Raw genomic sequence first — 14,303 nt, forward strand, 5'->3', positions numbered from 1 at the left:
TCACTTGGAGCTCCCTTCAGTTGACGTATCGGCAGGTGCGTCAGAGGTTTGCCCATCTGTCTGCGCTGGCGCACTCGCCGCGCTTCCTGCGTTCAAGACCTGGTCTGATACCGGGGTCAGTGCTCCGACAATCGGAGCAGACCACAAGCCGATGACAGCCATCGCGATGATCAGCGGCGTCACGACGGCCTTTTCGCGACCGTTCATGTCAGTGAGGTGGCGCATTGGTTCGTTTGGCGGGCCGGTGAAGACCTTCTGATACGGCAGCAGCACGTACAGGGCGGCGATGATGACACCCAGCACAGCGAACAGCGCGATCGGAACTGACACGGAGAAGGACCCCATCAGCACCATGTATTCAGGGACGAACCCTGACAAGCCAGGCAGGGCGATTGAAGCCAAACCGGACACCAACCACGTGCCGGCGATCACCGGAGTCACACGCTGCATTCCGCGGTATGCAGGAATCTCGCGTGTCCCGCCTCGGCGGGTCAGGAAGCCGGAGATCAGGAACATGGCGGCGATCGAGACACCGTGAGCGACCATGTAGATCATCGCGCCGGTCAACGCCAGCTGCGAGCCGATGAAGATGCCCAGCACCATGAAGCCGAAGTGTGACACCGAGGTGTAGGACACCAGTCGCATAATGTCGTTTTGTCCGATGGCGGCCAGACCGCCCCACAGGATTGAGACGATGGCGGCAACGCACATGGCGACGGCGCACTTGGCCGCTGCCTGCGGGAAAAGGCTCACGCACAGCGTGATCATTCCGAATGTGCCGATCTTGTCGAGCACGCCGACCAGCAGGACGGATGTACCTGGGCGGGCAACTGCCGCCGTGTCAGGCAGCCATGTGTGGACCGGAACCATCGGCGCCTTGATGATGAAGGCGACCATGAAGGCCCAGAAGATTCCCATCGCCCACGAGGACGGCAGCATCGGGGTGAATTGAGAGAGAGTGTCCAGGCGGAAGAACGTCTCGGACTTTTGCGGGACAACTGCCCACAGTGCCACCAGACCGCCCAACATGGCCAGGCCACCGGCAAGCGAGTACAGCAGGAACTTGATGGCAGCCTTGCGGCGTGCCACAGCCTCGCCCACTCCGTAGGTGCCGATCATAAAGAACAGCGGCACCAGCATCGCTTCAAATGCGATGTAGAAGACGATCACGTCGAAGGCTGCGAAGATCACGACCATGAACATTTCAAGGACGAGGATCAGCGCGCTATAGGCGCCCTCACGCGACTCACGTTCGTCAGCGTCAGCGTCGCGCGCGTCGCCCTCGTGCGTGGAACCGGCGAGGCGAGCAGGCGCAGCAAGCAGAACGAGCGGCACCAGTGCGACGGCCAGCAAGATCATCACAAGGCCGAGGGCATTTACGCCGAGCGCCCATGACACGCCCATCTGCGGGATCCACGAATATGATTCACCGAGCTGGTGTGTGGCAGGTGTGGTCCAGTCGAATTGCGTGGCAACGATGATACCGAGCACCAATTCGATGAGCGAGGCGCCCAACGCCACAAGGCGTCCGCGCGCACGCAACCCCGGGATGAGGCCGACCAGTGCGCCGGCCACGAGCGGCCAGGCAACCATGATCGTCAGCCACGGGATTGAACTGGACTGGATGAGATCAGTAGTAGTCATTGATTCTCCTCCTCACCCTCACAGCCTGAAGCCGAGGACGATTGCCAAGACGACAAGAACGCCGCCAAGGATGTAAGACGCATAGGTTCGCACCAAACCGTTCTGTGTGATGGCGACGAGGCGACCCGCACCAACGGTGAGCCAGCTCAAGCCGCCCACTGCACCGTCGACCACCTTTCGATCGCCCTCTGTTGCCACGGTGACCAACGCCTGTCCGGGCATCATGAAGAGTTTCTCGTTGAGGTGGTCCTGGTACAGATCCTGGCGTGCAGCCTGCGTGAGCGCGTTGCCTGCCGGGACGCCAATCGGGACCGGCTTCTTCACGTACATGAACCACGCAACGGCGACGCCGATCACGACAAGCAGCAGGGTGGCGACCTGGATCAGCCACACCGGCAGGACCGGCTCAACGTGAGGGGTCTCCCCCACTGCGGGAACCAGCCATGAGGTGAATGCTCCGCCGATGCTGAGCAGTCCACCGATGAGTACCGAGCAAACCGCCAGAATGATCATCGGGATGGTCATCAGAGGGGACGACTCGTGCGGGTGGACTTCCTGCTCGGGTGTTGAATCTGTCCAGCGTGCTTCTCCGTGGAAGATCATGAAGAACAGGCGCGACATGTAGAACGCGGTGATTCCGGCACCGAACATTGTGACCAGGCCGAATACCCACGGAGCCCAGGGTGTTGACATTCCGGAGAACGAGGACGCTGCAAATGCCGCCTCGATGAGCTTGTCCTTTGAGAAGAATCCGGAGAATGGCGGCACGCCGAGGATGGCGAGCCAGCCGCATGCGAACGTAATCCAGGTGACTTTCATCGCGGTGCGCAGGGCACCGAAGCGACGCATGTTGACCTGATCGTTCATGCCGTGCATGACGGAGCCTGCTCCCAAGAACATCAATGCCTTGAAGAAACCGTGCGTGAACAGGTGGAAGATGGCGAACGCCCAGCCGATGGGGCCAAGACCCGCACCCAGAAGCATGTAGCCGATCTGCGACATCGTTGATGCTGCCAGCACCTTCTTCATGTCGTCCTTGGCCGAACCGACGATCGCGCCGAACAGCAACGTGATCGCACCGATGATCGCCACTGTCAGTGATGCGGCAGGGGCTGCCAGGAAGATCGCGCCGGAGCGGACAATCAGGTACACACCTGCGGTCACCATCGTGGCCGCGTGGATCAGCGCGGACACCGGCGTCGGGCCGGCCATTGCGTCACCGAGCCATGCCTGCAGTGGGAACTGCGCGGACTTACCACAGGCAGCGACCAGCAGGAAGATACCGATGAGTGTCGCCTGTGCAGTGGACAGTCCCGCAGCTGCAGTGCTGACGTCATTCATGGAGACGGAGCCGACATAGGCAACCATCCCCATCATGGCGATCAGCATGCCCATGTCACCGACACGGTTCATGACAAACGCCTTCTTCGCGGCGGTCGCATTGTCGGGCACCTGGTTCCAGAAGCCGATCAGCAGGTATGAGGCAAGGCCTACGCCTTCCCATCCCATGAAGAGCACTGCGTAAGAATTCGCGATGACCAGTGTCAGCATGGAGGCGATGAAGAAGTTCAAGTAGGCAAAGAAGCGGCGGCGATCCCCGTCGTGTTCCATGTAGGCGATGGCGTATACGTGGATGAGCGAGCCCACGAAGGTCACGAGCATCACGAAGGTCATCGACAGCGGGTCGATCAGGGTTCCAAAGTTGATGGACAGGTCGCCGGCCGGAATCCACGAGAACAGATCGATGGACAGTCGTCGCTCACCTGCTGGAAGTCCAAGCATCTGCACCAGGATAACGACGCCGACAACGAATGACGCCCACGAGGCGATCACACCGAGGATGTGGCCCCATTTGTCTGCGCGCCGCCCAAGGACGAGCAACAGGATTGCGGACGCCAGTGGGATCGCGACCATAAGCCACGCAAGTGCTGCCGGCCCTGTTGCGGCCGTCAAAGCGGGGAGGGTAGTGGTCATTGAAATGGTCCTCCCTTAGTTCTTTAGCAGGTTGTTGTCGTCCACGCCGGTTGTCGCGCGTGCACGGAAGATGGATACGATGATGGCCAGTCCGACGACCACTTCAGCTGCGGCGACAACCATGACAAAGAACGCCATGATCTGTCCGGCAACATCTGCGTGGATACGTGCGAAGGTCACGAGGGCGAGGTTCGCGGAGTTCAGCATGAGCTCCACACCCATCAGTGAGATCACCGCGGAACGCCTCACGAGGACTACGACCGCTCCGATGGAGAAGATCACGCCCGCGAGGATCAGGTACCATGCCATACTCATTTGGCAGCTCCTTCACCAGGTGTGTGCGGCTGAGCATTGTTATTGCTTCCGCCCTGCGTAGGGCCGGCGTTCGCGCCCGGTCCCTGTACATGATCAGTATTGGCTTGTCCGGCATCCGGTGCGGTCTGCACCTCGCCCATGCCCTTCGGATCAGCTTCGTTGGCCGAGGTCTCGGCCTGCGCGTTGCGGTCAGCCGCGGACGCTTCAGGCTGGTTGAGGCCGGTGGGCGCGGAAGGCCCCGGCATGCCCCAGGCTCCGGATCGAGGAACCGACACGTTTTTTCCTGCCTTGAATGGTGAATCGTCCAGCAACCCGGCGCGCGTCAGCTGCAAAGACTCTGCAATGTCAGGGGCAACCTGGTTCAGTGAACGGCCCAATCCTCGCACGCGGAAGACACGCGGCACGGAATCTTCCACCGGGGCGAGTGTGTCGCCGCCGATTGCCGGAACGTCCGTTGCGTTCGAATGAGCGAACACGCCAGGCGCCGGAAGCTGTCCAATGTGACGGCCGCTTTCCTTGAAGGCCTTCATCTTGGCTTCAGCCGTAGTGCGCTGATTGAACGAGGGTCCCAGGCGGTCCGTGTGAGTCAGCAGCATCGCGCCGATCGCGGCAGTGATGAGCAGAGTGCCCGCTAGTTCCATTGACATCCAGTGGTCTGCGAACAGTGAGGATGCCAGCGAGGTGACCGGCTCATTGGAGTACGGGTCAACGCTCGAGGCTTTGCTCGCGGACAACACTGTTTTCGCGCCGATACCGGCAAAAATGGCGATCATGCCGAGCCCGCCGATGCATGCGGCAGTGATTGCACCGCGTGACTGGAATTGGTATCCGTCGGTGGCTCCCAGGCCGATCATCATGATGACGAACAAGAACAGCATCATGATGGCGCCGGTGTAGACGACGACTTGGACAGCACCCAAGAACGGTGCTCCCAGAGCGATGAACAATACTGCCAGTCCAATCATCACCGCGACCATACAGATCGCGGAGTACGCAGCTTTCTTGAAGAAGAGCACACCGAGGGCGCCCAGCACCATGACGACGGCGACGCAACTGAAAAGGATCGCCTCGCCTGTGCTGCCCATCAGTGGCCATGCTGTTTCTGTCACCGCGCAGCCTCCTGTTCAACTGGTTGTGCAACCGCCTGCTGAGCGGACTGCAGTGAAGAATCTTCGGGTCGACGCTCGCGTACCCAGTCGATCTGGCGTTGCGTCGGTCCAGTCACCTCACCCTTGTAGTAGTCGTCGTCGGACATGCCTTCGACCATCGGGTGTGGTGGTGCCAGCATGCCGTCGGCAAGGGGAACAAGGAGCTGGTGCTTTTCGTAGATTTCCGCTTCGCGGCGGTACTCCGACAGTTCGAAGTTGTGTCCCATGGTGAGCGCACGCGTGGGGCAAGCTTCGATGCAGAATCCGCAGAAGATGCAACGCAGGTAGTTGATCTGGTAGACCGCGCCGTAACGTTCCCCTGGCGAGTACTGTGCGTCAGGCGTGTTTGAGTGGGCTTCGACGAGGATGGCGTCGGCCGGGCAGGCCCACGCGCACAGCTCGCAGCCGATGCACTTTTCCAGGCCGTCGGCGTAACGGTTGAGCTGGTGGCGCCCGTGGAAACGCGGCTGCACGAACGGCCCCTCGAAGGGGTACTGTTCGGTGACAGTGGGGCGGAAGAATGACGTGATCGTCACGCCATACCCTGCCACGGGGGCAAAGAACTCACTGACCGGGCCGCGATGATCGTGCTCGTAGAGCAGCTCCTCATCGGGTCCCAATGGCGGAAGATGCTTGTCTGACTTACTCATCGGTTTCCTCCTGAGCATCAGTCGCGACAGTCGTGTTGGCTGCAACCCCAACTGGCTGGGCTCTGCCGGCTCGCGGTGACGGCGGCAGCTGCTGGCCGGGCTTGGGCGGGACAGGGAATCCGTCGGCTAACGGATCGAACGTTTCGGTCACGTCGTCTCCCTCGCCGGTGGTTTCGCCCTCACCGGAATCCAGGAACCACATGACTGCAAGGGCGATGACGAAGATCGCGAGGATCACGCCAAGGATCACCGGCATTGAGGTGTCAACCCAGGCGGTCACTCCACGCAGCACTGCTACGGCAACGACCCATGCCAGGGCAACCGGGATGAGACGCTTCCAGCCAAACTGCATGAACTGGTCGTATCGGATACGCAGCAGCGTGCCTCGCGTCCAGATCATCAGGAACATGAAGAACCACATCTTCAGGAAGAACCACACGATTCCGAACCATCCGTCGTTGATGACGGGCACGTGCGACAACGGCCACGGTGCGTGCCATCCGCCAAAGAACATGGTGGTTGCCACGGCTGACACGTTCAGCATGTTGACGTATTCGGACAGGTAGTACCAGCCGAATTTCATGGAGGAGTACTCCGTCATGTGTCCGGCGACAAGTTCGCCTTCAGCTTCGGGCAGGTCAAAAGGCAGACGGTTGACCTCGCCGACTGCCGAGATGCAGTAGATAACGAAGGCGGGTGCCAGCGTCACTGCCCACCAGAACGGAGTCTGTGCGGCAACGATCTGGGAGGTGGACATTGATCCCGACATAATGAACACGGAGACCAGGGCCAGGCCCATCGACAGTTCATAGGAGATCACCTGCGCGGATGAACGCACGGCGCCGTACAGCGGCAGCGTCGAACGCGTCGACCAGCCACCGAGGACGATGCCGTACAGGCCCAGCGAGGTGATCGCCAGGATATACAGCGCAGCAACCGGCATGTCGGCCAGCTGCAGTGGCGTTGAGTGGCCGAACATGCTGACGTTCGGGCCAAGCGGGATCACCGCGAACACGCTGAATGCGCAGAACGCTGCGATGGCCGGGGCCATGAAGTAGAGGAACTTATCGGAGCGCCTGGTCCACATGTCCTCTTTGAACAGCAGTTTCAACGCGTCAGCGAAAGCCTGGAACAGGCCGAACGGGCCGGCAACGTTCGGGCCGGGCCTGGTCTGCATGCGTCCCAGTCCGCGTCGTTCCACCCACAGGGCGAGCAACACGTTGAAAATCAGGAACAAGATGATGAAGACCGCTTTGATGAGGGTCAGCCACCACGTTTCCTGGGAGAAGTCCGCCACTGTGTAGTCGGGAATCGCCAGCGGAAGCGTTGTCATCATCGGGTCACCTCCACTGCGTGTGAGAGCGTCACAACGGAACCGGCTGTTCCCAGTGACTCATGTACAAGTGATCCTTGGGAGCACTCAGGCAGCCAGACCACACGATCGGGCAGATCGGTGACCTCCACCGGCAGCGTGAGCGATCCGCGTTCGGAGCTAACAGTCAGGGTGTCGCCTTGCGACATTCCCAAAGCCGACAGCGTTGCCTGCGAGATGAAGGCAACGGGGCGGCGCGCTGTTCCAGCCAGCTGCGGTGCGCCGTCCTGAAGGCGTCCGGCGTCGAGCATCGGTTTGTGAGTGGCCAGAACAGCCTGTCCCTCGCTCACCGATTCGACAGGCGGGGCGGTTGTGGTAGCCACATCCATGACGCAGCGTTCACCGGACCAGTCCATCACGGGGTTGACCTCGTCATACAGATCCTTCAGCGTGGCTCCACCCAGATCGACATCAAATTCGCGCGCCAGTCGCACGAGCACATCGCGATCAGTCAGCGAGCGTGACGAGATCGCCTGGCCGAAGGGGCGCAGTCGGCCTTCCCAGTTGATGAAGGTACCGTTCTTTTCCAGTGGCGGGGCAACGGGCAGCACCACGTCAGCAAGCTCAGTGACATCGGACGCGCGCACTTCCATCGACACGAGGAAGTCCACTGCGTCGAGCGCATTGCGTGCCGCTTTCGGATCGGGCAGGTCACGCAGGTCAACACCTCCCACGATCAGGGCGCTGACAGAGCCGGTGCGCACACCGTCCAGAATGTCCTGAATGTCCATGCCGGTTGTGGTCGGCATGCCTGCCGTATCCCAGCCCATGCTTTCGCGGGCACCGGCATCGGCAAGTGAGCGACCAAATGGCAGCAGGCCGGGAAGAAGTCCGGCTTCAACCGCTGCGCGGTCACCGCTTCGGCGTGGAACCCACTGGAGTCGAGCTCCAGTTGCCTGAGCGAGCTTGGCGGTTGCAGTCAGCAGCCCGGGGGTGCGCGCTGCGCGTTCTCCGACCAGGATGATCCCGCCGTCGGACAGAGATTCGACGAGGGCGGTGCCTTCGGCCGCTGCTCCGCTGGTGAGCGACGCGAGAACTTCGGTTTCAGTTCCGGGTGCGGCGTGCACCACCTGTGCGTTGAGCTTGAGTGATCCACTTGTCGTCATCGGCGCAATGGTCGTGACGTGAGTGGTTCCCTTCAGGACGCCTTTACGCAAGCGCAGGAAAATGGATCCGCATTCGTCTTCGGGCTCGAGTGCGACCAGCAGGACGCTCCCGGCCTTTTCCAGATCCGCATACGTCACACCCAGGCCTGTTCCTGCTACGTGTGCTGCGAGGAATTGGCGTTCTTCCTCGCTGGTTTCGCGAACGCGTGCATCGATGGAATCGGTCCCCACAACAGTGCGAGCAAACTTGGACCATGCCCAGGCATCCTCGAAGGTCAGACGGCCGCCAGGAAGCATGCCAACTGTTCCCTTGTCACGCGCCACCTTCAGTCCTTCAGCCACGCGGTGCAGCGCGTCGGCCCAGGAGGTCGGCACCATCTGACCGTTTTCTCGAACCAGCGGTGTGGTCAGGCGGGATTCACGATCCCATTCAAAGGCGAAGCGATCCTTATCGGTGATCCACTCTTCGTTCACGTCCGGATCGTTGCCGGCCATGCGGCGCACGACCTGGCCGCGACGCACGTCGATACGGATCGCTGATCCGGATGCGTCGTGTTCTGACACCGACGGTGTGGAAACCAGGTCGAAGGGGCGTGCACGGAAGCGGTAGGACGACGCGGTGAGCGCGCCGACCGGGCAGATCTGAATAACGTTGCCGGAGAAGTACGAGGCGAATGCGCGTCCCGACTGGTCGTATCCTGATGGTGGAAGCTCTCCCCCGTTGATGGATCCAATGACGCCAGCCTCGCCGTATGGGCCAGACAGCGGCACAGTTCCCGCGTCGTGGGCACCTTCGTCGTGGAACCCGATGACCTGGGTGTCGAAGGAGCCGATCTGTTCGCCCATGAAGTAATGGTCGTCTGTCGGTGAGGTACCGCCGCCGCGACCTTGCAGGTCGATGAACGCGTCGCCTGCAATCTCCTTACCGAAACGCACGCAGCGCTGGCACAGGATGCAGCGGTCACGGTCCAGCATGATGTGGCTGGTCAGCTTCAGAGGCTTGGGGAAGGTGCGCTTGGCGTCAGCGAATCGTGACTTTGCGCGTCCTTCTGTCATGGCCTGGTTCTGCAGGGGACATTCGCCGCCCTTGTCGCAGATAGGGCAGTCCAGCGGGTGGTTGATCAGCAGGAACTCCATAACGCCGCGCTGTGCTTTGTCGGCAATCTCGGAGGTGAACTGGGTCTTGACGACCATTCCCGGGCTGACTGTCTGTGCGCATGAGGGCTGCGGCTTGGGCATGAAGCGCAGCTCGCCGGTCTTGCGGTCAGGCATTCCGACTTCGACAAGGCACTGGCGGCATGCAGCTGCAGGTGCGAGCAGTGGGTGATCGCAGAATCGTGGAATACGAATTCCAGCCTGTTCCGCAGCGCGAATGACCAGCGTTCCCTTGGGAACGGACATCTGGATGTCATCGATCGTAATATCGACCATTTCTGGCGCGTCGCTCATCGGGCACCTCCTCTAGTGAAGTTAGCGGACGCTTCGTACGGGAACAGCTCCTGTGCGGGCGTCGTCAAACCGGCTTCGAATTCTTCTCGGAACTTGCTGATGCCGGACCTGATTGGTGTGGCTGCAGCGTCACCGAGTGCGCAGAAGCTGCGACCGGCGATGTTCCCGGCGATCTCTTCGAGCAGATCGACGTCTCCGGGAAGTCCTTTGCCCTGTTCCAGGCGCAGCATGATCTGCTTGAGCCAGTACGTTCCTTCACGGCACGGCGTGCATTTGCCGCACGATTCGTGCTGATAGAACTCGGTCCAGCGGGTAATGACGCGCACGACCGATGTGGTCTCGTCGAACACCTGCAGTGCACGCGTTGCCAGCATCGATCCGGCCTGTCCCACGGATTCGTAATCGAGGGACACATCAAGTTCAGCTTCGGTAAACAGCGGGGTGGATGATCCGCCTGGTGTCCAGAACTTGAGGGTGTGGCCTTCGCGGATGCCTCCGGCCATTTCGATCAGTTCGCGCATCGTGATGCCGAATGGTGCTTCAAACTGGCCTGGGTTCTTGACGTGGCCTGAGACGGAGAAAATACCGTGGCCCTTGGATTTTTCCGTGCCCATCGAGGCGTACCAGTCATCTCCGTTGCGGAAAATCCCTGGCACCTGCGAAATGGATTCGGCATTGTTAATAACAGTCGGGCGCGCGTACAGGCCTTCAGCTGCCGGGAACGGGGGCTTCAGGCGCGGATGTCCGCGACGACCTTCCAGGGAGTCCAGCAGTGCGGTTTCTTCACCGCAGATGTAGGCACCGGCACCTGCGTGAGCAATGATGCGCAGGTCTTCCAGCAGGCCAGCCTCTTCAGCTTCGCGAATCGCATTCAGGAGGCGGCGGTAGACGTGGACGACCTCGCCACGCAGGTAGACGAAAGCGTGGTGGCAGTTAATGGCGCGGCATGTGATCGCCATGCCTTCAACCAGAATGTGCGGGTTCGCCATGATCAGCGGGATGTCCTTGCAGGTTCCCGGTTCTGATTCGTCGGCGTTGACCACGAGGTACCGCGGCTTGCCGTCATCGGGAGGCAGGAAGGACCACTTGAGTCCGGTCGGGAAGCCTGCGCCGCCTCGGCCTCGCAGACCGGCAGCCTTGACCTTCTCGACGATGTCAGACGGTTCAAGGGCGCGGGCGGCTTTCAATCCTTCGTATCCGCCACGGCTCAGGTAAGACTGCAGCGTCCATGACCGCTCTGCATCCCACCCGCGCGTCAGGATCGGCGTGAGGGTTGATGGTGCGCTTAAGGAGCTCACTTGTCCTCCTCCTGTTCAGAACCGGTCCGCACCGGAGCATTCCAGTTGTTCTGCTCTGCGATGCGCAGGCCCAGCAGTGAGTTCTCGCCCGCTGAAGGGCCCTCATGTTCGTGACCATCAAGAAAACCGGCAAGTACGTGCTCGACCTCTTTGAACGTGTGGACCGTGTCGGCACCACGCGTCGGGTGGATCGGCTTATCGGCCTCGATGTCGTCGATCAGCTGAATCGCTGACTGCGGTGTCTGGTTATCGAAGAACTCCCAGTTGACCATCATGACGGGCGCGTAGTCACACGCGGCGTTGCATTCGAGGCGTTCCAGCGTAATCTTGCCGGATTCACTGGTCTCATCGGTGCCAACTCCCACATGCTGTGAGACGGCCTCCCAGATTGCGTCACCGCCCAGCACGGCGCACAGCGCGTTCGTGCACACGCCCACCAGGTAGTCTCCCGTGGGATGGCGCTTGTACTGGGTATAGAACGTCGCCACAGCGGACACTTCCGCACGTGTCAGGTCGAGGATGTCAGCGCACAGCGCGATGCCGTCAGCAGTGATGTATCCGTCAACGGATTGCACGAGGTGCAGCAGCGGAATCAGTGCTGAGCGTGAATGTCCGGTGGGATACCGGTCCACAACCACCGCCGCTTCTTCACGCAGACGCTGTTCAACTTCTGGCGCGTAGCTCATCGGTCAACACCTCCCAAAACAGGGTCAATTGTTGCCAGGCAGACAACCACGTCAGCCAGCTGGCCCCCCTCGGTCATGATGGACAATGACTGCAGGTTGGCGAATGAAGGGTCACGGAAGTGCGCGCGGTAGGGGCGCGTGCCACCGCCGGAGACTACGTGGATCCCGAGCAGGCCCTTCGGATGTTCGATGGTCTGGTATACCTGACCGGCGGGAACAGAGAATCCCTCGGTCACCAGCTTGAAGTGGTGAATCAGCGACTCCATCGACTCGCCCATGATTTCGCGGATATGTTCGAGCGAGTTGCCCTGTCCGTCGGTTGCAACCGACAGCCGTGCCGGCCACGCGATCGAGGGGTCATCAACCATGGTCGGACCGCCCTCGCACTTCTCGAGGCGTCGGAGCACCTGCACGACGATGCGCAGTGACTGGTAGATCTCGTCGAAGCGAACGAGTGTGCGGTTGTAGGCGTCGGATGAATCATAGGTGGGAACGTCGAATTCGAAATCTTCGTACCCGCAGTACGGTTGCATCTTTCGCAGATCAAACGGAATGCCGGCCGCTTTCAGGCCCGGTCCGGTCATACCGAGCGCCATAACAGCTGACAGCGGCATGTAGCCGGTACCAACGAAACGCTTTTTGAAGATCGGGTTCTGTAAGGTGAGGTCCTGCAGTTCGCCCACGTCTCTGCGGATGCGCGGCAGCTTTTCACGGATGAAGTCCACCGTTCCTGCCGGCAGGTCCTGTGCGACGCCGCCAGGTCGGATGTACGCGTGGTTCATGCGCAGGCCGGTGATGCGTTCGAAAATTCGCAGGATTTCTTCACGTGCGCGGAAGCCGATGGTCATCATCGTGGTGGCACCCAGCTCGTTGCCGCCGGTTCCGATTGCCACGATGTGCGAGGCTGCACGGTTGAGCTCCATCATGAGTACGCGGATCAGCGTGGCGCGCTCTGGAATCTGGTCGGTGATGCCCAGCAGTTTTTCCACCGCCAGGCAGTAGCCGACTTCCTGGAAGAACGGTGCGACGTAGTCCATGCGGGTGCAGAATGTGACGCCCTGTGTCCACGTGCGGTATTCCATGTTCTTTTCGATGCCGGTGTGCAGGTAGCCGGTGTCAACGCGTGTTTCGCGCACGAGTTCGCCGTCCAGTTCAAGGACCAGGCGGAGCACGCCGTGCGTCGAGGGGTGCACTGGACCCATGTTGAGCACGATGCGTTCGTTCGTGATCTTTTCGATTTCGGCGAGGACGTCTTCCCAGTCACCGCCCTGCGCCATGACTTCGGGAATGTCGTCGACATCGATGTTGGCTGTTCCGGGGGTTGCCCGGAAATTGACACGTTGTGCGTTCATCAGTTGTACGACCTCCGTGTGTCGGCCGGTGGAACGGTGGCTCCCTTGTATTCCACGGGAATGCCGCCCAGTGGGTAATCTTTGCGCTGCGGGTGTCCTACCCAGTCATCCGGCATCGCAGTACGCGTCAAAGAGGGGTGGCCATCAAAGATAATGCCCATCAGGTCCCACGTCTCGCGTTCCTGCCAGTCGTTCGCGGGGTAGATGTCGACGATGCTGGGGATGTGCGGATCTGCGTCCGGGCACGTGACTTCCAGTCGCAGCATCCTGTTATGGGTGATCGACATGAACGGGTAAATGGCGTGGAGTTCACGGCCCCTGTCGGCCGGGTAGTGCACGCCGTTGGTGCCGATGCACAGTTCAAAGCGCAGGTCCTGGTCGTCACGCAGGTGACGTGCCACGCGCTGAATGTGCTCGCGCGCAATGAAGATCGTCAGTTGATCGTGTTCGACAACGACCTTTTCGATGACGTCGTTGACATCAAGGCCATCCTCGGTAATCAGTTCTTCGAGGATGTCCACGACCGAGTCAAACCACGATCCGTACGGCCGCTGGCTGGGGGCAGCGAACGTCGCGGCCTGCTGCAGCCCGCCGAAACCGGTGGTGTCTCCGGCGTCGTGAACGCCGAACATGCCGGTGCGTTGGGCCACCACGTCGGGGGCCTGGAAGGATCCCAGCGCCTGCATCTGCCCCTGCGGCTGCACCTCATCAGGGGTAGGCGTCACTGATTCAGTTTCGCTCACGACAGGAGTCCCTTCATCTGGTGGGTCGGTGTAGCAGCAAGTGCTGCCTGCTCGGCCTTGCGTGCGATTTCCTGACGGTGGACGCCAAGCGGCTCTTTGCCGATCTGCTCACGCAGGGTGAGGACGGCGTGGATCAGCGCTTCGGGGCGAGGTGGGCATCCGGGCAGGTAGACATCCACAGGCAGGAAGTGATCGCAGCCCTGGATGACGGCGTAGTTGTTGAACATGCCGCCGGACGAGGCGCAGGCGCCCATCGAAATGACCCACTTGGGGTCGGCCATCGAGTCGTAGACGCGACGGATGATCGGTGCCATCTTGTGGGAGACACGACCCGAGACGATCATGAGGTCGGAGTGACGCGGCGAGGCGCGGAACACTTCCAGTCCGAATCGTGACATGTCAAAGCGAGGGGTGCCGGCTGCCATCATTTCAATCGCGCAGCACGCCAAGCCCATGGTGACAGGCCACTGGCTGTGTTTACGACCCAGCCCCAGCAGTTTTTCCATGCTGGTCAGAGCAATGCCTGCAGGTAACGCTTCTTCAATACCCATGAGTCCTCCTTCGCT

11 protein-coding genes and 1 pseudogene are annotated in these 14,303 nt (G+C 60.9%); all 12 read right to left on the bottom strand.

Going from position 1 to position 14,303, the window contains the following annotated elements:
* A complete protein-coding gene (locus AC1DA5_RS05415; RefSeq protein WP_070725374.1) occupies positions 1 to 1,644 on the bottom strand; it encodes a complex I subunit 4 family protein in 1,644 nt (547 codons plus the stop codon).
* Between the two features lie 18 nt (positions 1,645 to 1,662).
* Positions 1,663 to 3,618 (bottom strand): NADH-quinone oxidoreductase subunit L, encoded by a 1,956-nt coding sequence (gene nuoL, locus AC1DA5_RS05420; RefSeq protein WP_480289487.1) that lies wholly within the window; start codon positions 3,616 to 3,618, stop codon positions 1,663 to 1,665.
* Positions 3,619 to 3,633: 15 nt separating this feature from the next.
* Positions 3,634 to 3,933 carry an NADH-quinone oxidoreductase subunit NuoK gene (gene nuoK / locus AC1DA5_RS05425; protein ID WP_058237190.1) on the bottom strand — a complete coding sequence of 100 codons (300 nt, stop codon included), beginning with the start codon at positions 3,931 to 3,933 and terminating at the stop codon, positions 3,634 to 3,636.
* A 191-nt stretch (positions 3,934 to 4,124) separates the two neighbouring features.
* Positions 4,125 to 5,018: pseudogene (locus tag AC1DA5_RS05430) on the bottom strand (NADH-quinone oxidoreductase subunit J); the annotation flags it as partial.
* A gap of 20 nt (positions 5,019 to 5,038) precedes the next feature.
* A complete protein-coding gene (gene nuoI / locus AC1DA5_RS05435) occupies positions 5,039 to 5,731 on the bottom strand; it encodes an NADH-quinone oxidoreductase subunit NuoI (protein WP_058237191.1) in 693 nt (230 codons plus the stop codon).
* Positions 5,724 to 7,064, bottom strand: coding sequence for an NADH-quinone oxidoreductase subunit NuoH (nuoH, locus tag AC1DA5_RS05440; RefSeq protein ID WP_480289522.1), 1,341 nt, complete (start codon positions 7,062 to 7,064; stop codon positions 5,724 to 5,726). The genes nuoI and nuoH overlap by 8 nt, the downstream gene beginning before the upstream one ends.
* Positions 7,064 to 9,658, bottom strand: a complete 2,595-nt coding sequence (locus AC1DA5_RS05445; protein ID WP_480289488.1) for an NADH-quinone oxidoreductase subunit G — start codon at positions 9,656 to 9,658, stop codon at positions 7,064 to 7,066. Before AC1DA5_RS05445 ends, nuoH begins: the two co-directional genes overlap by 1 nt.
* Complete coding sequence (gene nuoF / locus AC1DA5_RS05450; protein ID WP_092648795.1) at positions 9,655 to 10,956, bottom strand: NADH-quinone oxidoreductase subunit NuoF; 1,302 nt, start codon at positions 10,954 to 10,956, stop codon at positions 9,655 to 9,657. The genes AC1DA5_RS05445 and nuoF overlap by 4 nt, the downstream gene beginning before the upstream one ends.
* A complete protein-coding gene (gene nuoE, locus AC1DA5_RS05455) occupies positions 10,953 to 11,642 on the bottom strand; it encodes an NADH-quinone oxidoreductase subunit NuoE (RefSeq protein ID WP_092648796.1) in 690 nt (229 codons plus the stop codon). Before nuoE ends, nuoF begins: the two co-directional genes overlap by 4 nt.
* Complete coding sequence (locus tag AC1DA5_RS05460; protein ID WP_092648797.1) at positions 11,639 to 12,994, bottom strand: NADH-quinone oxidoreductase subunit D; 1,356 nt, start codon at positions 12,992 to 12,994, stop codon at positions 11,639 to 11,641. Before AC1DA5_RS05460 ends, nuoE begins: the two co-directional genes overlap by 4 nt.
* A complete protein-coding gene (locus AC1DA5_RS05465; protein ID WP_070725414.1) occupies positions 12,994 to 13,680 on the bottom strand; it encodes an NADH-quinone oxidoreductase subunit C in 687 nt (228 codons plus the stop codon). Before AC1DA5_RS05465 ends, AC1DA5_RS05460 begins: the two co-directional genes overlap by 1 nt.
* 53 nt (positions 13,681 to 13,733) lie before the next feature.
* Positions 13,734 to 14,288, bottom strand: a complete 555-nt coding sequence (locus AC1DA5_RS05470) for an NADH-quinone oxidoreductase subunit B (protein ID WP_058237196.1) — start codon at positions 14,286 to 14,288, stop codon at positions 13,734 to 13,736.
* Positions 14,289 to 14,303: the final 15 nt, after the last annotated feature.

This window comes from Pauljensenia sp. C0254C2, from assembly GCF_056583835.1.